The sequence below is a fragment of the Priestia endophytica DSM 13796 genome (assembly GCF_900115845.1).
Lineage (GTDB): Bacteria > Bacillota > Bacilli > Bacillales > Bacillaceae_H > Bacillus_I > Bacillus_I endophytica.
The window spans coordinates 1-19,535 of the sequence record NZ_FOXX01000023.1 but is presented as its reverse complement, the minus strand read 5'-3'; the positions used below and the strand labels follow the sequence as shown (position 1 = coordinate 19,535).

At 36.9% G+C, this 19,535-nt stretch carries 19 protein-coding genes; 11 read left to right on the top strand and 8 right to left on the bottom strand.

Annotated elements, in window-relative coordinates; translation table 11 throughout:
* Positions 1-50: 50 nt before the first annotated feature.
* The 6 genes from BM012_RS23825 (at position 51) to rlmD (ending at position 7,389) form a co-directional block, all read left to right on the top strand.
* The gene (locus BM012_RS23825) at positions 51-1,235 is read left to right on the top strand and encodes a CamS family sex pheromone protein (RefSeq protein ID WP_061803860.1); all 1,185 of its coding nucleotides are present in this window, start codon (positions 51-53) and stop codon (positions 1,233-1,235) included.
* A 244-nt stretch (positions 1,236-1,479) separates the two neighbouring features.
* On the top strand, positions 1,480-1,770 hold the full coding sequence (gene gatC / locus BM012_RS23820; protein ID WP_061803859.1) for an Asp-tRNA(Asn)/Glu-tRNA(Gln) amidotransferase subunit GatC: 291 nt from the start codon (positions 1,480-1,482) through the stop codon (positions 1,768-1,770).
* A 17-nt stretch (positions 1,771-1,787) separates the two neighbouring features.
* Positions 1,788-3,245, top strand: coding sequence for an Asp-tRNA(Asn)/Glu-tRNA(Gln) amidotransferase subunit GatA (gatA, locus tag BM012_RS23815; protein ID WP_061803858.1), 1,458 nt, complete (start codon positions 1,788-1,790; stop codon positions 3,243-3,245).
* Positions 3,246-3,259: 14 nt separating this feature from the next.
* Positions 3,260-4,690 carry an Asp-tRNA(Asn)/Glu-tRNA(Gln) amidotransferase subunit GatB gene (gene gatB / locus BM012_RS23810; protein WP_061803857.1) on the top strand — a complete coding sequence of 477 codons (1,431 nt, stop codon included), beginning with the start codon at positions 3,260-3,262 and terminating at the stop codon, positions 4,688-4,690.
* Between the two features lie 356 nt (positions 4,691-5,046).
* Entirely contained in the window at positions 5,047-6,009 is a 963-nt protein-coding gene (locus tag BM012_RS23805; protein ID WP_019395173.1) for a diacylglycerol kinase, read from the top strand.
* A 3-nt stretch (positions 6,010-6,012) separates the two neighbouring features.
* Positions 6,013-7,389, top strand: coding sequence for a 23S rRNA (uracil(1939)-C(5))-methyltransferase RlmD (gene rlmD / locus BM012_RS23800; RefSeq protein WP_061803856.1), 1,377 nt, complete (start codon positions 6,013-6,015; stop codon positions 7,387-7,389).
* Positions 7,390-7,573: 184 nt separating this feature from the next.
* Here rlmD and BM012_RS23795 read toward each other — a convergent pair whose 3' ends face one another.
* From BM012_RS23795 to BM012_RS23775, 5 genes are all read right to left on the bottom strand, one after another.
* Positions 7,574-8,173 carry a TetR/AcrR family transcriptional regulator gene (locus tag BM012_RS23795; RefSeq protein WP_061803855.1) on the bottom strand — a complete coding sequence of 200 codons (600 nt, stop codon included), beginning with the start codon at positions 8,171-8,173 and terminating at the stop codon, positions 7,574-7,576.
* A 32-nt stretch (positions 8,174-8,205) separates the two neighbouring features.
* Complete coding sequence (locus tag BM012_RS23790) at positions 8,206-9,696, bottom strand: FAD-dependent oxidoreductase (protein ID WP_061803854.1); 1,491 nt, start codon at positions 9,694-9,696, stop codon at positions 8,206-8,208.
* A gap of 391 nt (positions 9,697-10,087) precedes the next feature.
* Positions 10,088-10,819, bottom strand: coding sequence for a CPBP family intramembrane glutamic endopeptidase (locus tag BM012_RS23785; RefSeq protein WP_061803853.1), 732 nt, complete (start codon positions 10,817-10,819; stop codon positions 10,088-10,090).
* Between the two features lie 310 nt (positions 10,820-11,129).
* Positions 11,130-11,447: a DUF2653 family protein gene (locus BM012_RS23780; RefSeq protein WP_061803852.1), complete on the bottom strand. Its 318-nt coding sequence runs from the start codon at positions 11,445-11,447 to the stop codon at positions 11,130-11,132.
* Between the two features lie 14 nt (positions 11,448-11,461).
* Entirely contained in the window at positions 11,462-11,917 is a 456-nt protein-coding gene (locus tag BM012_RS23775) for a DUF1517 domain-containing protein (protein ID WP_061803851.1), read from the bottom strand.
* A gap of 176 nt (positions 11,918-12,093) precedes the next feature.
* Here BM012_RS23775 and BM012_RS23770 point away from each other — a divergent pair, with 176 nt between their 5' ends.
* Together BM012_RS23770 and BM012_RS23765 are read left to right on the top strand one after the other, a co-directional pair.
* A complete protein-coding gene (locus BM012_RS23770) occupies positions 12,094-12,390 on the top strand; it encodes a hypothetical protein (RefSeq protein ID WP_061803850.1) in 297 nt (98 codons plus the stop codon).
* Between the two features lie 275 nt (positions 12,391-12,665).
* A complete protein-coding gene (locus BM012_RS23765) occupies positions 12,666-14,000 on the top strand; it encodes a gluconate:H+ symporter (RefSeq protein WP_061803849.1) in 1,335 nt (444 codons plus the stop codon).
* Between the two features lie 65 nt (positions 14,001-14,065).
* Here the strand turns inward: BM012_RS23765 and BM012_RS23760 are convergent, their stop codons facing one another.
* Positions 14,066-15,202, bottom strand: a complete 1,137-nt coding sequence (locus tag BM012_RS23760; RefSeq protein ID WP_061803848.1) for an acyltransferase family protein — start codon at positions 15,200-15,202, stop codon at positions 14,066-14,068.
* Between the two features lie 380 nt (positions 15,203-15,582).
* Here BM012_RS23760 and BM012_RS23755 point away from each other — a divergent pair, with 380 nt between their 5' ends.
* On the top strand, positions 15,583-16,230 hold the full coding sequence (locus BM012_RS23755) for a Bax inhibitor-1/YccA family protein (protein ID WP_061803847.1): 648 nt from the start codon (positions 15,583-15,585) through the stop codon (positions 16,228-16,230).
* A gap of 52 nt (positions 16,231-16,282) precedes the next feature.
* Here BM012_RS23755 and BM012_RS23750 read toward each other — a convergent pair whose 3' ends face one another.
* Positions 16,283-16,918 carry an FMN-dependent NADH-azoreductase gene (locus tag BM012_RS23750; RefSeq protein ID WP_074842916.1) on the bottom strand — a complete coding sequence of 212 codons (636 nt, stop codon included), beginning with the start codon at positions 16,916-16,918 and terminating at the stop codon, positions 16,283-16,285.
* A 549-nt stretch (positions 16,919-17,467) separates the two neighbouring features.
* Between BM012_RS23750 and BM012_RS23745 the strand changes: the two genes are divergently transcribed.
* A complete protein-coding gene (locus BM012_RS23745) occupies positions 17,468-18,319 on the top strand; it encodes a GRP family sugar transporter (RefSeq protein ID WP_019390783.1) in 852 nt (283 codons plus the stop codon).
* A 52-nt stretch (positions 18,320-18,371) separates the two neighbouring features.
* Positions 18,372-19,157: a glucose 1-dehydrogenase gene (gene gdh, locus BM012_RS23740; protein ID WP_040060818.1), complete on the top strand. Its 786-nt coding sequence runs from the start codon at positions 18,372-18,374 to the stop codon at positions 19,155-19,157.
* 68 nt (positions 19,158-19,225) lie between these two features.
* Here gdh and BM012_RS23735 read toward each other — a convergent pair.
* The coding region (locus tag BM012_RS23735) for an IS3 family transposase (protein WP_139210422.1) at positions 19,226-19,535 on the bottom strand (310 nt) is incomplete at its 5' end.

Genomic DNA, 19,535 nt, shown 5'->3' with positions numbered 1-19,535 from the left:
TTTCCATGGATAAAAAGCGTACAGGATACGACTTGTGAGGTGTATAAGGTTTGAAGAAAATTGTTTTCCTTGCTCTTTCTGTCATGCTTGTGACAACAGCGTGTGCACCTGATTTTTCGAAAGAAGAAGAAGTGGTTCAGAAAACAGACGATAACAAACAAAAAGCGGTCATTTCGAAATATAGTATTTCAGATGACACATATCAAAGTGTTCTACCATTCAAAGAAAGTAAATCAAGAGGATTAACCGTATCGAACTTAAACACACGTCTTGACGTGAAAGAGTTTGAATCAGGTTTGACTCGTCTTTCTAAAGATGAGTTTTCAACAGACGATTACTATTATCAAGAAGGGCAGTATCTTGATGAAGATACAATCAGCTCTTGGCTTCGTCGTAAATGGACAGAAAATCAGTACAAAGATGTTCTGAAAGATTACGATAAAGAAGAGCGAGATAAAGTGAAAAATGTTGGTTTAAACCCAATTAATACGGGAGAAGGAACTGCAGCAGAACAAAGTGAAAAAAGTCCAATCTATCTAGCTCATATTCTAGAGCAAGATTATCTGGTGAAAGATGGAGATGAATTAAAGCTTGGCGGCGTTTCAATTGGCCTTGCGATGAACTCTGTTTATTACTATACACAAGAAAAAGGCTATCCGCGTGAAAAGAAAATTAGCCGTGAGAAACTTCAGGAAGAAGGAGAAAAAATGGCGGCTGAGATCGTTCAGCGGATGAGAAAAATCAAAGGATTAGAAAATGTTCCAATTACAGTTGGACTTTTTGAACAGGAAGAAAAATCATCACTTGTGCCTGGAAGCTACTTTGCGAAAGCAACAGCGAAAAAAGGCAGCAGTGAACTTGGCAGTTGGGATAAAGTTGATGAAGGATATTATCTTTTCCCATCAAATGCAGTAGCAGCAGATGAGCGAAGCGATAGCGACATGTTTGGAAACTTTAAAGCGGAAATTCAAGACTATTTCCCGAATTACACAAACATTATTGGACGAGGATTCTACCAAAATGGTGAGCTTCAAGAAATGACAATTGATATTCCAATTCAATTTTTCGGTGAACAAGAGATTACAGGCTTTACACAGTATATAGCAGGGCTTGTTATGGAACATTTCCCTTCATATTTGAAAGTAAATGTTAACATTAGTACTGTTCAAGGACCTGAAGCTCTTATTTCTCGCGAGCCAGATGAGAAGAAACCATTCGTTCACATTTACAAGTAATAGAAAGGCATCCACTGTGTGGATGCTTTTTTATATGTTTAAAAGCTTTATATTTTGCCATCATGATGGAATAAAAGGCGTTCTCTTAAAATAAGAAGAGCTTGATGTTTTTTTTCTCAAAACGAGAAATATTCCTTCCCTTTTGGTAAAATGGAAAATGGATTATAACGTTAGTTGCTTAAGAACAATAAAATCTGATATTATCAGTATATTGTTACGGTTCGAATATGTGGAGGTGAAAGGTATGTCACGAATTTCAAAAGAACAAGTAGAGCACGTTGCACATCTTGCACGTTTAGCGATTACTGAAGAGGAAACAGAAATGTTTACAAAGCAATTGGATGCAATTATTACATATGCAGAACAGTTAAATGAGTTAGATACAACAGGTGTTAAACCAACAACACACGTTCTTGAAGTGAAGAATGTAATGCGTGAAGATAAACCAACAAAAGGATTACCACGTGAAGAAGTGTTAAAAAATGCACCAGATTATCAAGATGGACAAGTTCGCGTTCCATCAATTTTAGAATAGGGAAGGAGGCTTTTTTTATGTCATTGTTTGACCATAAAATGTCTGAATTACACGGCTTACTACATAAGAAAGAAGTTCGCGTTGAAGAGCTTGTTAATGAGTCTTACAAGCGAATTGGCGAAGTAGATGAAAAAGTTGGGGCATTTCTAACATTAGATAAAGAAAAAGCACATGCATATGCAAAAGAATTAGATGAAGCAATTGGCACAAAAAACGAGTTTGGTCTTTTATTTGGTATGCCAATTGGAGTAAAGGATAATATCGTAACAAAAGGCTTGCGCACAACTTGCGGAAGTAAAATGCTTGATAACTTTGATCCGATTTATGACGCAACAGTTGTGGAGCGTCTGCGCGCAGCTGAGTCTGTTACAATCGGGAAAATTAATATGGATGAGTTTGCAATGGGGTCTTCAAACGAAAACTCTGCATTAAAAGTTACGCGTAACCCTTGGGATTTAGATCGCGTACCTGGTGGATCAAGCGGTGGTTCAGCAGCGGCTGTTGCAGCTGGTGAAGTTCCATTTGCACTTGGTTCTGACACAGGTGGTTCTATCCGTCAACCAGCTGCATTTTGTGGTGTTGTAGGATTAAAACCAACATATGGTCGCGTTTCTCGTTATGGTCTTGTTGCGTTTGCATCATCTCTTGACCAAATTGGACCAATTACACGTAATGTAGAAGATAATGCCTTCCTTCTTCAAGCCATTTCCGGCGTTGATAAGATGGACGCAACATCTGCAAATGTTGAAGTACCTGATTTCCTTTCTTCTCTAACAGGAGATGTAAAAGGTCTTAAAATCGCGGTACCAAAAGAATACCTTGCAGAAGGTGTAAATGAAGAAGTACGTCAATCTGTACTTGATGCTCTAAAAGTATTAGAAGCACAAGGCGCAACATGGGAAGAAGTATCTCTTCCACATTCTAAATATGCTCTTGCAACATACTACCTGCTTTCGTCTTCTGAAGCGTCTGCAAACCTTGCACGCTTTGATGGTGTTCGCTATGGTCACCGTACAGACAATGCAGAGAACTTAATTGAAATGTACAAGCAAACGCGTAGCGAAGGCTTCGGAGATGAAGTGAAACGCCGTATTATGCTTGGAACATTTGCCTTAAGCTCTGGTTATTATGATGCATATTACAAAAAAGCACAGCAAGTTCGTACATTAATTAAAAAAGACTTTGAAGATGTTTTTGAAAAGTACGATGTTATTGTTGGACCAACAACGCCAACACCAGCATTCAAAATTGGTGAAAACGTAAATGATCCATTAACAATGTACGCAAACGATATTTTAACAATTCCGGTGAACCTTGCAGGTGTACCAGGAATCTCTGTTCCATGCGGATTTTCTAACGGTCTTCCACTAGGATTACAAATTATTGGAAAACACTTTGATGAAAGCACTGTTTATCGTGTTGCCCATGCGTTTGAGCAAGCAACAGATCATCATAAACAAAAACCAGCATTGTAAGGGGTGAAAAAGAGATGAATTTTGAAACGATTATCGGTCTTGAAGTACACGTTGAGTTAAAAACAGATTCTAAAATCTTTTCCGCAAGCCCGAATGCATTCGGCTCTGAGCCAAATGCAAACACGAGCGTAATTGATTTAGGATATCCAGGTGTTTTACCTGTTTTAAATAAAAGAGCGGTAGAATTTGCGATGAAAGCAGCAATGGCACTAAACTGTGAAATTGCTACTGACACAAAGTTTGATCGTAAAAACTACTTTTATCCAGATAACCCAAAAGCATACCAAATTTCACAATTTGATAAGCCAATCGGTGAGAACGGCTGGATTGATATTGAAGTAAAAGGTGAGAAGAAACGTATCCGCATCAACCGTCTTCACCTTGAAGAAGATGCTGGTAAGTTAACTCACTCAGGCAACGGTTATTCTTTAGTTGACTTTAACCGTCAAGGTACACCACTTGTTGAAATTGTATCTGAAGCAGATATGCGTTCACCAGAAGAAGCATACGCATACCTTGAAAAGTTAAAATCGATTATCCAATATACAGGCGTTTCAGACTGTAAAATGGAAGAAGGTTCTCTTCGCTGTGATGCGAACATTTCCCTTCGTCCGTACGGTCAAGAGAAGTTCGGAACAAAGTCAGAGCTTAAAAACTTAAACTCTTTCACGTATGTGCAAAAAGGACTTGAATACGAAGAAAAGCGTCAAGCGCAAGTACTTCTTTCAGGTGGCTTAATTGAACAAGAAACACGCCGCTATGATGAAGCAACAAAGAAAACAATTCTTATGCGTGTAAAAGAAGGATCTGACGACTATCGCTACTTCCCAGAACCAGACCTTGTTGAGCTTTATATCGATGATGAGTGGAAAGAGAGCATTCGCGCAAGCATTCCAGAGCTTCCAGACGCACGCCAAGAGCGCTATGTCAAAGAGCTTGGTCTTCCATCATATGATGCTCACGTGTTAACTCTTACAAAAGAAATGTCCGATTTCTTTGAAGAGACAATCGCACAAGAAGCAGATGCAAAACAAGTGTCAAACTGGCTAATGGGTGAAGTATCAGCATACCTTAACAAAAACAACCAAGAGCTTGGTGAAACGGCTCTAACACCAAAGAATCTAGCTGGTATGATCAAACTTATTGAAGAAGGAACTATTTCCTCTAAAATTGCGAAAAAAGTATTCCAGCACATTATCAAAGACGGTGGAGATCCACACGAGTTTGTGAAAAAGCAAGGTCTTGTTCAGATTTCAGACGAAGAAACACTTCGTAAATTTGTAACAGACGCGCTTGATAGCAATCCGCAATCCATCGATGACTTCAAAAATGGGAAAGATCGTGCAATCGGCTTCCTTGTTGGTCAAATTATGAAAGCATCAAAAGGGCAAGCAAACCCTCCGATGGTTAACAAAATTTTACTTGAAGAAATTAAAAAACGTTAGTCAAACGTTTGTTTAAATGAAAGCAACGGTCACGACCATCTCGTGGCCGTTGTGTTTCTTTTTTTGGGAAACATTCTATCCTTTACTATGTCTTGTGAGTTGAAGGGTTCAGTTTTTCGCGATATACTAACGTTTGGAAACTAAACAGGCGAGCATCCCCATCTTACTGCCGGTTGAGGCTTATATTGTAAGGTCAACGGGCAGTAAGAGCTTAAACTAAGCTTTTGGGGATTTAGGGCGCTTTTAGAAGAGAAGTTTTACTTACGATATATTGGAGACAATAGTAGTAACACGATCATAAACAGATCTCTTTGTATATAGAAGAACGAAAAATCTAATTAGTGGGATGATGTATGATGAAACGTGCAAGAATTATTTATAACCCAACATCTGGGCGTGAATTAATTAAAAAAAATCTAGCAGAAGTGCTTCAGCATTTCGAACAAGCCGGGTATGAGACATCTTGTCATGCAACAACATGTGCAGGAGATGCAACTGTTGCAGCTGAGGTTGCGGTTGAACGCGGCTATGATCTCATCGTTGCAGCTGGTGGAGATGGAACAATTAATGAAGTTGTAAACGGTATGGCTGGAAAAGAGAACCGTCCAAACCTTGGCGTAATTCCTGTTGGCACAACAAATGACTTTGCTCGTGCTTTAAATATCCCAAGAACAATTATGGGCGCATGCCAAGCCATTACAGATGGTGAAGCAATGCCAATTGACCTTGGCTGTGTAACAAATGAAGGAAACACCCATTATTTTATTAACATTGCAGGCGGAGGTAAGCTAACAGAGCTAACATATGAAGTACCAAGCAAAACAAAAACAATGCTTGGTCAGCTTGCTTATTACTTAAAAGGAATGGAGATGCTTCCGTTCATCAAACCAACAAATGTAAGAATTGAATATGATGGACGTGTTTACGATGGAGAAGTTATGCTTTTTCTCGTATCACTTACAAACTCGGTTGGTGGATTTGAAAAATTAGCACCAGATTCCTCTTTAAATGATGGCTTATTTGACTTGCTTATTTTAAAGAAAGCAAACTTAGCGGAGTTCATTCGCGTTGCGACCCTTGCACTACGAGGTGAGCATATGCATGATTCCCACGTGATTTATACAAAAGCGAACAGAGTAAAAATTAGTACAGAAGAGAAAATGCAGCTTAACTTAGACGGCGAATTTGGCGGACTGCTTCCAGGAGAGTTTGTGAATATGTATCGTCATATTAATGTGTATATGCCAAAAGAGAAAGCGCAGGAAATTCGAGATAAAGAAAAAGAATTGAACATGGAAAATGAACTGAAGGATGTTTAATAAATGGCTAAGCTAACACCACCTGTTGAGAAAAATCAATATGTTACGGTTAAGTTTGAAGACTTAACACATGAAGGAGCAGGCGTCGCAAAAGTGGACGGCTTCCCTATTTTTGTTCAAAATGCGCTTCCAGAAGAAGAAGGAAACGTGAAGATTATCAAAGTGAAAAAAGGCTTTGCAATCGGCAGAATGATGGAAACAACAAAAGAAAGCCGCTTCCGTACAGAGCCGCCTTGCCCAGTATACAAACAGTGTGGCGGCTGTCAGCTTCAGCATTTGAAATATGAAGCACAGCTTGACTACAAAACAAAGCAAGTAAAAGAAGTGCTTGCTCGCCTTGGCAATATTAAAGACGTTACGGTACATCCAACACTTGGAATGGAAGATCCATGGAATTACCGAAATAAAGCACAAGTACCTGTAGGTGAAAGTGAAGGCGGACTTGTTGCAGGGTTTTACAAACAGCGCAGTCACGACATTATTGATATTGAACGATGTATGATCCAGCAAGAACAAAATGATGACGTTGTTCAAGCTGTCCGTGAAATCTGCTCAAAGTACGGTATTCGTGCTTATGACGAAACAAAGCATAAAGGGACACTTCGCCATGTTATGGTCCGCTACGGGGCGACTACTGGGGAACAAATGGTTGTGCTTGTCACTCGTACAAAAGAGCTTCCAAACAAAAATAAAGTCATCGAAGAACTAAGAGCGCGTCTGCCGCAGCTAAAATCAATTGTTCAAAACGTGAACTCGAAGAAAACAAACGTCATTATGGGTGACGAAACAACTGTGCTATGGGGCGAAGAATATATTTACGACAACATTGGCGACATTAAGTTTGCCATCTCAGCTCGTTCATTTTATCAAGTGAACCCAACACAAACGAAAGTGCTCTATGACAAAGCATTAGAGTACGCTGACCTACAAGGAGAAGAAGAAGTTATTGATGCTTACTGTGGTATCGGAACAATCTCTCTATTCCTTGCACAAAAGGCAAAGAAAGTGTATGGTGTTGAAATCATTCCAGAAGCAATTGAAGATGCGAAGCGCAATGCTGAATTAAATGACATTACAAACGCAGAATTTGAAGCAGGAAAAGCAGAAGAAGTTATTCCTGCATGGTACAAAAAAGGAATTAGCGCTGACACACTTGTTGTGGATCCACCGCGTAAAGGCTGTGATGAGGCGTTATTAAACACAATCATCGACATGAAGCCAAACCGCGTTGTCTATGTATCTTGTAACCCTGGAACGCTTGCGAGAGACTTGCAGGTGCTAGAGGAAGGCGGATACAAGACAGTTGAGGTTCAACCTGTTGATATGTTCCCGCATACGACGCATGTGGAGTGCTGTGCACTACTTGTAAGGAAAGATTAGATTAAAGGATATAACAGTGAATAGAGAGCCTTTCCTGAGTCGGAAGGCTCTTTTTAAATAGAGATTTTGTTGTCAGCTCCCAAGGCAATAGAACCTTGGGTAATAAACCGAAAGGATAAAAATTCATCTAGTCGCATCGGCATATGCTTGTCGCCCAAAGACTAGCACCTTGAGCTTTTCATTGTTAAGAAGGCCTTACTATAAATCTTAATAATAAATCGACTTTTGGTATCTGATAATTTTCATCTCCCTGAATATTCAACGTCATTAGTCCGGAAAGAAGCGATAAATAGCATGATATCAGTTCACTAGGATTATCTTCTGCAATTTCCCCTTTCTCCTGACCTTCAATGAATAGGGGTTCCAATATGTCGATGTAAGTCTTCATTGTATTTTCCTCAATAAGCTTTTGGGCAGTTATGGGTACTTCATCTGACGTACGAGCGTGATGCATCAACATGAAATAAAGTTGAGAACCTTCATTGAGTATCTCAGCGGTTAAATTTTTTATTTTATCTAATGGAGTTCCAGGTAGTTGATAGATGCTCTTGATTCCGGCAATAGATTCGTCTATTGCTTGCTGAACGAGTGTAGTAAATAGTTCGTCTTTGGAATTAAAATAGCGGTAGAGAAGCCCAGCACTTATTCCAGCTTCACTAGCGATCATGCTCATTTTCGTGCCAATAATTCCTCGTCGAGCAAAGACCTTAAGGGCTGCTTCTATAATTTGTTCTTTTCTTTCATCACGAATTTGCTGCAATTGTTCTTCGTTTAAAGGTGCAATGATGTTTCACTCCTAGATTATTTTCATTATTATTAAGCATTCAAATGTTCATAAGCTGTTGAGGGAAAGGGGGATATAAGCTGAGACAATTGTTCATCAAGTGTCTGACCAGATGCCTTTGAGAGTTCACAGAGCAATTCTTTACTTTCAGAAGATGTTTCTTCAGAAGCAAGAATGGCTGCTAGCATTTGCGAATTTATTATTTTATCTAGCGGTAAAAGTAAAGTATTCACCGCCCAATACAAACCATATAGTTCAAAATTACGTTTGGTAGTGGCATGTTTAATATATAATTCAAAGTATTTTTGGGCAAATTCAATCCCCTTCAGCGGTGTTCCTACATATGATACTCCTTTCCATGGTAGATCAGCAACACAATTCAACCACCAGGCAGGTTCAACAATTTCATTCATTTTTTGAAGCAGGTTACGTTCAAAATAAGGCAAGGGATAATTTCGTTGTTCACGCAAGCACGATTCTAACATTTCTACTTCTATTGCAGCCATTGTAATTCCTTGACCGAAAATCGGATCAAAATTGCAGAAAGCATCTCCTAAAACCAATAATCCTGATGGCCATTGCTCCATTTCTTCAAAGTGTTGACGGAATAATTCAGTAACTCTATAACCTCTAGGAACTGTAATTGGTTCAAGCTCTTGCAACACTTCTGCTATTAATGGATCAGCCAGCTTTGCAATCTCTTGTTCATACTCATCGACATTCGTGGTTGGATAATGCCCGCCAGGACTATAAAGTACTGTTTCAGCTATATTATTCTCAATTGTGGAAAATACCCCAGTTAAAGTCCTATTGGAAGGATCTCCTGCAATTCGAATGACATCCCATTTTACTGACAAATGAGAGGGAATCTTGTAATGGCGAGTGCTGTAACCAAGCGAGACTTTGAGGATATCAGGATTTGGTACATCAAATCCGAGGTGTTGTAGCCATTTTCCCAATTTAGAGGAACGGCCACTAGTATCAATTACTAGGTCAGCACCAAGTGTTTTCTGCTGCCCTAGTTGTTCTCGCTCTCGTATATGGACACCTGTTACAACTGTTTGATCTGATGTCATTAGTAAGCCGATTACGTCAACCTTTGTAAGAAACTGAACATTTGAAATCTTTTTCACACGCTGACGACATACCCACTCAAGCAGAGCTCTGCTGAATGTTGCATCATTTTCTGTATTGGACATTACAAGGGATCCATATTGATTAGTCTGGTGAATCATTTTATTCTGTGTAGATGGAGCGCCGCAAGTTAATAATTCATCATTAAATCCAGGGAAGAGTCGTTCTATTATCATTTTACCTCGAGGTGTAAATCGATGTGGGTGAAAAGCTTGAGGAGTACCTGCACGAATTTCCGGTTTCACAGGTAGATCATCTTTTTCTATGATAAGGACTTCTGCATAATAATCAGAAAGTACTCTTGCAGAGAGTAATCCAGCCATTCCTCCACCAATTACAATTGCTTTTTCCCAATTGCCTTTTTTAAATGATACCCCTGTTTTGATCATCATTATAGCCCCCAATATACTCATTTGTAAAACTGTTAATAATAAATTAGATTGTAATGAAAAAACAATTTTAGAATGAATGATTCATTCAATAAAAGAATAAATGGCACTATATAAAATGTCAACAAAAACTTAATTAGATTGTGGTACTTCTCTTTGGTATAAGCATCCTTTACTGGTCAAGTCGTAGTTGCTGCTCTTGATAAAAAACAAGAGTTATTCTCTATCCTCTTCTTCAGTGATTTCAGAATCACATTTATCCTTACTTCTATTCTATTTTTCCTCCTAACTAAACTCACGAATAGAAAAAATAAAGAGTAAGGAAAATGAGGAAAAGGCGTGAACTCTTTTAAAAAAGAGTCCATGCCTTTTACATGTTTATTATGTAAATTTAAGGCTTAAATATAACAGCTACTGTACCTATAAAATTGTTGAACATATGAGCAATAATAGAGGTTTCTATTCGTTTATTTCTAATATATAACCACCCTAATATAAAACCTAATGAAATATATAGAATCAAGCCTGGTAAAGTGAATCCTGCCATTAAATGCAGGGATCCGAACAGTACAGAACTAACGATTAAACCGCTATATTCCTTATCTTTAAATAGTTTTCCAATTAAAAGCTTCCGGAAGATAAATTCTTCAGTGAGAGGAGCTATGATAACTGAAAATAGGATGCCTACCCAAATATAGTTTTGTATTAGATGTTCTACTTTGTCTTGGTTAGGTGAACCTGAATTGAAATACACACCTATTTTAGGGATAGAGGCTAAGATACCGAGTATAATACTTATGAATGCTTTGATGAAAAAAGCATAGATTGCATAACGAAAATCTTTCTTCTTTAATATAAGTTTGCGATGAGTAAACCATTTTGTCTTATAAACAATAAATAAGATGACGACAAATCGTAAAATATTTATTATAAACGAAAGATAAATTAAAAGTGTTTCCTCATTTGCTCGAAATTGCGAATAACTGTTGTAAGTCTGTCCGTGTAAACTAACTCCTAGATAAAATAATAGATATCCTACCCATTTTCCTAAAACTAAATAGCTTAGTAAAAACCCTATGAACATCCAAATATAGGGGTTACGAATTATATTTCTTAACGTCACTTCCTTCTCTCCAATCAAACATTAATTGTGTCTTCTATATAGAAGTTATAAGCCGAATACTGAAACATTATATACCTTTTCATTTCTAAATTGGGTTATTATAGGTGGAATTAAACGTTTGTTAAGGTGTCTGTTACCTTTTAATTTCCTGTATACGTTTGTAGAAGGGAGTGTTAAGCAAAACATAAAGAGAGTATATGATTTTATGACAGTAGTAGAGGAGTTAAATATTTAAAATTTATATACTTCATCAGGAAACATTCATATCAAAACAAAAAAGCATTGAGTTACACTCAATGCTTTTTATCTATTATTTTACTAAACTAAGCCCTCTCTCAACCTTCACAAAAGCAATAATTCCTTCACCTTCTGCAAACGTAACTTCTGTTTTTAACATATTGTGGTCAAAGTTATGTTTATCAACAAGGTTCAAGTGAATGGCTTCAATTAATTCTTTTGTATAAATTGTTTTTTCATATCCTCCAAATTCTACACGAGCATAGAATTCTTCAAAGTCGTCTGTACATAATTCAACAGACACTTCGTAAGGAGAAACATTTTTTTCATGATACGCTATATATTCGCAAACACTGTCGTGTACGTTTTGTTCGTTAAATTTAATCTCCATCATTTAACCTCTTTCTAGGATGACTTCCTTCTTGTGAAGATTTTTTTAATGAGCCATACGATAACAAGGATGACTACGATATCTAATAGCAGACCGAACATCGAGAATCCAGCTCCTGCTCCGCCAAATGGATGGAACATACTTCCTAATAAAGCACCGATCCCAAATGCACCGGCATAAGAAGCAATTTTCTTAGCTGTTGAAGGTTTTTTGTTGTTAGCTGTTGTGTTTGAATTTTTTTGAGTTGAGTTTGTAGATGTTTGTGAGTTGTCTTTCCTCGTAGATGTTCCGCCAGAATAGCTTTTATTAGAAGAGTAGCCGCTCGTACTCTTAGATGAATAGCTAGAGCTTGGTGTGCTATATGAATGGCTTCGTGCCCCACTGCTGTAACCTCTTGCTTCTGCTGCATGTGGAAGCACCATAGCAGCTACCACCATCATAAGCGTAAAGATTGATAAAACTTTTTTCAAAATGCTTTGCACCTCTTTGTTAGTAATATATATATTTTACTATATGAAATAATAAAATGCTCGTCTAATGCTTTTAAGAGGAAACTCATTTGTTACACAAATGAAACTTTTTAAAATTCAAAAAACGGGTACAACAAATAATAAGAGAGAAAATATCAAAACTGGAGGGAATAAATATGATGACGAAATCGAAGAAAAAGAAAGTGGTACTTGGTACACTCATTTCAACAGGTGGTGCAGCACTAGCGGTTGCTGCATATAAAAAGAAAAGAAAAGCATCTTTTAAAGTACGTCCAGATACAGATATGAGAAACAGTAAAAAAATCGATCAAGTAGAGAGCGTTGATGCGGATAAAGCAAGAGATGAAGAAGGGCTTACTCAATATGATTCAGTTTTAAAATCAGATTGGGTAGCAAACGGGTTCCCGCAAACACATATGGAATTGGAAGAGCTAGAAAGTCAGAAAAAGTAAGATAAAAAGTGTAAAGGAAAGCAAGGTAGCATGTCTATCTTGCTTTTTTGTTGTTTGCATATAAAAATAAACAAGAAACATATTATCAAAAAATAATCATAAATTAACCAAAAGATGCTATAATACTTTATATTATTTTATTGGTCATTTTCCGATAAAAGGAAGAAAAGAGAATATAAATGAAAGCGCATTCATTTATATTCTTATCTAGAAGGGAGGTGATTTCAAATTTCTGAGGTTTTATAAAACATAATAATAATTAGGGGGAGAAGAAGATGCCGATTTTGATTGTAGCAATAGGAGTTCTTATTCTTTTATTTTTAATTATGAAAGTAAAGCTAAATACTTTTGTTTCACTTGTTGTTGTTTCCTTTTTAGTTGCGATTGGTCTTGGAATGGAACTCAATAAGATTGTGCTTTCAATTGAAGCGGGAATTGGCGGTCAGCTAGGGCATTTAGCATTAGTATTTGGATTAGGGGCAATGCTTGGTAAGCTTGTGTCAGACGCAGGTGGTGGTTATCGTATTGCGATTACACTTATCAATACGTGTGGGCGAAAGAGAATTCAGTTTGCAGTTGTAGTCTCTTCTTTCATTATTGGAATTGCTCTATTTTTTGAAGTTGGTCTTGTTTTGTTGATTCCCATCATTTATGCGATTGCAAAAGAGTTGAAGGTTCCTTTCTTATACCTTGGGATTCCAATGGCAGCGGCATTGAACGTGACACATGGATTTTTACCTCCACATCCAGCTCCAACAGCTATCTCACTCGCATATGAAGCAAACATTGGGCAAGTTCTTTTGTTAGGTATCATTATTGGTATCCCAACCACGATTGTAGCAGGCCCATTGTTTAATAAATTTGCGATGAAGGTATTTCCAAATGCTTATAAAAGAAGCGGAAATTTAACAGCATTAGGCCCTCGTAAAGAGTTTAAGCTTGGGGATACTCCTGGATTTGGCATTAGTGTTTTAACTTCTTTATTTCCGGTTATTTTTATGGCAATTGCGACCGTTATGTCTCTATTGTTTCGCGAAGAATCCAAAATAAAAGAGATGGTTGAATTTATTGGGATGCCTGGAACAGCCATGTTGATCTCTCTATTACTTGCAATTTATACAATGGGATATGCAAGGAAAATCCCGATGGCAGATATCGGAGATTCTTTATCAAAATCTATTGCTCAAATTGCGATGATGCTTCTCATTATTGGGGGAGGAGGGGCATTCAAGCAAGTTCTAGTAGACGGGGGAGTCGGAGACTATGTAGCTTCTTTATTTCAAGATACAAACCTGTCTCCTCTTTTAGTTGCTTGGATGATTGCAGCTCTTTTGAGGCTATGTTTAGGATCTGCAACAGTAGCAGCTTTAACAACAGCAGGATTAGTAGCTCCTCTTATGGTAGCAAGCACGGTCAATCCCGCTTTAATTGTATTAGCAACAGGAGCGGGAAGCGTTATTTTTTGTCATGTGAACGATGCAGGGTTTTGGATGGTAAAAGAGTACTTTGGCTTAAGCATGAAAGAGACATTTCAAACATGGAGTTTACTCACAACCGTTCTTTCTGTAACAGGTCTAGCCTGTGTTCTATTGCTTGGGATGTTTCTTTAATAAATCCCCAAACAAAAAAGCTTGCTTTATCACTCGATAAAGCAAACTTTTCTTATTAAACACCATTACCCAGTAACAACGGTCTCTTTTTTTACAGGAGTTTGTTTCTTACGATTAATCTTCCCGATCATATATTTACCAAATGGAAAACGATTTAGGATATTAATCGTAATAATACAGCTTAGAAGAGCTGAAATGAACAAGACGGGAATTTGCATGTAACCGAGCTTCCACCCTTGTGAAGCAATGAAGTCTCGAATAATTGTAAGATAGAACCAATGAGCAAGATAGATACCGAACGAATATTGGCTGACAATCGTTAGGATCTTCGGCGTCTTCTTAAGGCTTTGGCATACAAGGAGTAGGAACAGAATCATCATAACGGTAAAGAAAATAATATCAATCCGCTTTGATCCTACTGCTAAATATTCATTCACATTATTATATATAAGCACACCTAATGAAACGATTAAGAAAAAGAAAATCAGCGCTTTGAATCTTTTTAAGCTTTCTACAAAAGTCATGAAGTTTTTTCCACAATAATATGACAAAGAGAAATAAAATAACCAAGCTACAAACGGGATATAGTATCCGCCGCTCCACAGATAACTTGTAAAAGGTGTGTAAGAAGTAGGTTGTATAAAGTTGAAGATGGACAAATAAGCTACGTTAATAATTAACGAAATGCTTAAAACAAGCGCAGCTGGTAGTTTGTAAAAGAATTTTGTAAATAAATGATGTAAAACATAAAACTGAAAGATAACTAATACAAACCAGCCGTGATATCCACCTGTGAGGTTGTTCCAAATCAAGCTTGGAATTTGTTCAGGTACAGCACGTCCTGAGAATACAGCATAGAAGATTGCCATAAAAATGAATGGAAATAAAATTAATTTAATTCTTTTCCAATAGAATCCTTTCGGAAGCTTGTTAGGATATGAATAAGCTAAAATTAATCCAGATATGAAAACGAAAGTTGGAGTACCAAAACAAAGTATTGTTGCTAATGTTGTAACAAGTATTCCTTCTTGCGCATAGTTGACTGTAAATGTTGTTGAATGGAGCATTACAATGCTTAGACATGCTAAGGCTCTTATAATCGTAATTTCATTTAAAACTTTCTTTTTCTTTTTAGAGCTTGGCTCTATTTTTGATACTGATGTATTTGATGCCAGGGCTAAATCCCTATCGTTTTTATTCATAGTGCCCTCCTTTGCGATTCTGTTATAAAACACTTAGAATTATAAACATTGTCTGATTTCTTCGCAATGGATATATATGGATAGGGTGTTGGAGAGAGATTAGCTTATACTACTTGATTAAAATAAGCTTTAGATATGATAGAAACTATAACAGAAAATAGAACAGCAATATGTTACTACGATAACATAGCTCTCGAGAGAACAATATCCCTTCTACGGTAATTCAAATATTTGCTTTTTGATCCTTCTTCTTGAAAGTTACCCGTATAGTAAGAACTTTTTTTAGAAAAGTATTAATCAGAAACATAGAACTAAATTCTTAAAAAAGATGGAAATTATGGGATAGAAAATATAATATAGGAAAAAGAGGAGGGATTAGAGTGTTAAAAGACGTATCAGTACAAGAGAGACCTCTATTTCAAAAGGTCTTATCTACATTTGTATTAACACTGCTCATTGCAACAGTTGGATTATACATAGGGCAATTCGTGCCTACTGCATTAATGCTGCCGCTTGCAGTTGCTGAAGTTGTTATGCTGATTGCAGCTTTTTGGTTAAGACGAAAAAGCCGTGTTGGCTATGCCTTTGTGTATGCTTTTGCAGCTATTTCAGGGATTACAACATATCCAATTGTAAGCTATTATGTATCAATGAGTGGAGCAAACGTTGTTTTGCAGGCGTTTGGTTCTACGTTCGGTATTTTCTTAGTAATGGCTGTGATTGGATCAAAAATGAAAAAAGATTTATCATTTTTATCTTCATTCTTATTAGTTGCTGTTCTATCAATGCTTTTTGTAAGTCTATTTGGTTTATTTACAGGAGGACTTACATCAGGTTCTTTAATGGCTTTATCTGTTATTGGAACAATCGTATTTTCTCTTTACGTTCTATATGATTTTAACCAAATGAAGAGAATGCAGATTACAGAAGCAGACGTACCATTACTTGCTTTATCTCTATACTTAGATTTCATTAACTTGTTTATTAATTTACTTCGCTTCTTCGGTATTCTTGGTAGCGATGATTAAGAAAAAAGAGCGAGACTGTTTGAACAGTCTCGCTCTTTTTTATAATTTAAGATTAGAATTGTTTTCCTAACTCTTTTGCACGTTTAATGCCATCTGCTTTAATCTCTTCAGCTTTGCTTGGCTCTGCATTATGGCCTTCAATAAATAGACCTTCAAATGACGGAACACCGAAGAAGTTCATCATAATGCCAATATAACGATGACCCATTTCTAAGTCTGCTGCAGGACCTTCTGAATAGTAGCCGCCACGCGCTTGGATATGAAGGGCTTTTTTGTCTGTTAGTAAGCCAACAGGACCTTGCTCTGTATATTTGAATGATTTCCCTGCCACAGCTACAGAATCTAAGTATGCTTTCATTACTGGTGGGAATGAGAAGTTCCATAGTGGTGTAACAAATACATATTTATCAGCTGAAATGAACTGTTCGTTCAGTTCTGCAAGACGACTTACTTTTTGTTGTTCTACTTCAGAAAGCTCAGTGAATTCACTTCCTGAACGAAGTTTGCCCCATCCGCTGAAAATGTCAGCATCAATGTGTGGAATGTTTTCTTTGTACAAGTCAATATGAACAATTTCATCACTTGGGTTATTTTCTTTATAGCTCTCAAGAAATGCTTGACCTGCTGCCATGCTGTAAGAGGTTTGCTCATCATGTGGATGTGCAGTAATATATAATACTTTTGTCATTATGAATCGACACCTTTCTATTTTTAAAATGTATACTCGCGAAAGTATTGTTAGTTTCAAAAAGTTAACCTTGTTACTAATAGTAACCTGTGTACTTATTTTAGTCAACTATTTTGATTTACAGTAACATAATTCTATATATAGAAAGAATAAGGAAGGTTATGAAAGAAAATGAAAACTTTAATTTGTGAAACATTTCACTTTTGTAAATAAGGAATAGTTTTGAAAGTGAAGTGAAAGAATGGAATTTTCTTAACATTGCAATATATCCACTGGTAGCGCTATATTAGTTGATTCTAAGGTCATAAAATAAAAAAAATTTACACTGAAAATGACCATTTATACGTAATCGCTACCAATACTTATTTCTAAAGGTTTAAGATGAAGGGAGAAGAAGAAAGAAAAGGTTTCCAAACTAAGTTAATAATTAAGTAAGTTAAACAAAATGATTGACTCCTTTATTTAATTTAAGTTACTATTAGTAACGTGATGTTGCTTACAAAAGTTAAGCACTTAAATCTTTTTATTTAAGAAAGAAGGTTAGGATCAATGGATATCCTCTTGGCTATTCTGCCAGCAATCTTTTGGGGGAGTATCGTCTTATTTAATGTTAAATTAGGCGGAGGTCCATATAGTCAGACACTAGGAACAACAATCGGTGCACTTTTATTTTCTGTTGTTATCTATCTCGTTGTTCATCCAGTGTTGACCCCAACGATTTTCATAGTTGGAATCGTTTCAGGATTGTTTTGGGCACTTGGACAAAGCAACCAGTTGAAAACTATTGACTATATTGGTGTTTCAAAAACAATGCCAATTTCAACAGGTATGCAGCTTGTATCAACTGCTTTGTTTGGCGTTATTGTATTTCACGAGTGGTCAACAACAACGACCGTTATTTTAGGTGTGTTAGCATTAATTTTCATCGTTATTGGGATTGTGCTTACATCAGTGGAAGATAAGAAAGATGACAATCAAAATGCTCAGTTCAAAAAAGGGATTGTTACACTTATTATTTCTACCATCGGGTATTTAATTTATGTTGTTGTGGCACGTTTGTTTAATGTTGATGGATGGGTAGCTCTATTTCCACAAGCAATTGGGATGTTTATTGGTGGACTCATTTTAACGTATAAACATAAACCATTTAATAAATATGCGATTCGCAACATTATTCCAGGGCTCATTTGGGCTGCAGGAAATATGTTCTTGTTTATCTCACAGCCAAAAGTAGGAGTTGCTACAAGCTTCTCATTATCACAAATGGGAATTGTAATCTCAACACTAGGCGGTATTTTCCTCTTAGGAGAAAAGAAATCAAAACGCCAGCTTGTATTCATTACAATCGGTATTATTCTCATTATTTTAGGTGGCGTATTCTTAGGAATGGCTAAGAGTTAACGTTAACGTGAAAGTTAATTTTTAAATTCAACAATTTCAAGGAGGAAGTATAATGTATACAGATTTAAAAGATAAAGTTGTCGTTATTACAGGTGGTTCTACTGGATTAGGACGAGCAATGGCTGTTCGTTTCGGAGAAGAAGAAGCTCGCGTTGTTATCAACTATTGGAATAATGAAGAAGAAGCGTTAGAAGCAAAAAAAGAAGTTGAAGAAGCAGGCGGAAAAGCAATCATTGTTCAAGGTGACGTAACAAAAGAAGAAGATGTTATTAATCTTGTTCAAACAGCTGTAAAAGAATTCGGTACACTTGATGTAATGATTAACAACGCAGGTGTTGAAAACCCTGTTCCATCTCATGAGCTTACATTAGATAACTGGAATAAAGTTATTGATACAAACTTAACAGGAGCATTCCTTGGTAGCCGTGAAGCTCTTAAATACTTTGTAGAAAACGATATTAAAGGAAACGTAATCAACATGTCTAGCGTTCATGAAATGATTCCTTGGCCACTATTTGTTCATTATGCAGCAAGTAAAGGTGGTATGAAGCTAATGACTGAAACCCTAGCACTTGAATATGCTCCAAAAGGCATTCGTGTCAACAACATTGGACCAGGTGCAATGAACACACCAATTAATGCTGAGAAGTTTGCAGATCCTGAGCAGCGTGCAGACGTTGAAAGCATGATTCCAATGGGATACATTGGTGATCCTAAAGAAGTAGCAAATGTTGCAGCATTCTTAGCTTCTTCTCAAGCAAGCTACGTAACAGGGATTACGCTATTTGCTGACGGTGGTATGACAAAATATCCTTCTTTCCAAGCTGGTAGAGGTTAATAAATAAAAAATCCCCTTTAGGTGAAAGGAACTGCCCCCCGTTTTTGAGACAGGGATCAAAACACCATCTAAATAGCCAGTTTTCGGTATTGGACCGGAGACTGGTTATTTAGTTTCGTTTGGATACGGATATTGTTATAATAAGTGATGTAGTCTTCGACAATCTGTTTTACGATGGCGGTCGTAGTACAGGTTAAGTTGTCGAGGTAGAAGGTTTCAGTCTTTAGAGAAGAGTGAAACGATTCAATGGAGGCATTGTCTGCGGGCGTCCCTTTTCGGGACATACTCATAGTCATGCCTCTTTCTTTGACTTGTTTTTGATAAGCATAAGAAGTATACACAGATCCTTGGTCACTATGCAGCGTACAACTGGACGAT

Excerpts from the sequence above, each read along its gene's own strand:
- gatC (WP_061803859.1), top strand. The coding sequence starts at position 1,480 with ATGTCACGAATTTCAAAAGAACAAGTAGAGCACGTTGCACATCTTGCA.
- BM012_RS23805 (WP_019395173.1), top strand. The coding sequence starts at position 5,047 with ATGAAACGTGCAAGAATTATTTATAACCCAACATCTGGGCGTGAATTA.
- gatA (WP_061803858.1), top strand. The coding sequence starts at position 1,788 with ATGTCATTGTTTGACCATAAAATGTCTGAATTACACGGCTTACTACAT.
- BM012_RS23760 (WP_061803848.1), bottom strand. The coding sequence starts at position 15,202 with ATGAATAAAAACGATAGGGATTTAGCCCTGGCATCAAATACATCAGTA.
- BM012_RS23750 (WP_074842916.1), bottom strand. The coding sequence starts at position 16,918 with ATGACAAAAGTATTATATATTACTGCACATCCACATGATGAGCAAACC.
- gdh (WP_040060818.1), top strand. The coding sequence starts at position 18,372 with ATGTATACAGATTTAAAAGATAAAGTTGTCGTTATTACAGGTGGTTCT.
- gatB (WP_061803857.1), top strand. The coding sequence starts at position 3,260 with ATGAATTTTGAAACGATTATCGGTCTTGAAGTACACGTTGAGTTAAAA.
- BM012_RS23770 (WP_061803850.1), top strand. The coding sequence starts at position 12,094 with ATGATGACGAAATCGAAGAAAAAGAAAGTGGTACTTGGTACACTCATT.
- rlmD (WP_061803856.1), top strand. The coding sequence starts at position 6,013 with ATGGCTAAGCTAACACCACCTGTTGAGAAAAATCAATATGTTACGGTT.
- BM012_RS23780 (WP_061803852.1), bottom strand. The coding sequence starts at position 11,447 with ATGGAGATTAAATTTAACGAACAAAACGTACACGACAGTGTTTGCGAA.
- BM012_RS23745 (WP_019390783.1), top strand. The coding sequence starts at position 17,468 with ATGGATATCCTCTTGGCTATTCTGCCAGCAATCTTTTGGGGGAGTATC.
- BM012_RS23790 (WP_061803854.1), bottom strand. The coding sequence starts at position 9,696 with ATGATCAAAACAGGGGTATCATTTAAAAAAGGCAATTGGGAAAAAGCA.
- BM012_RS23765 (WP_061803849.1), top strand. The coding sequence starts at position 12,666 with ATGCCGATTTTGATTGTAGCAATAGGAGTTCTTATTCTTTTATTTTTA.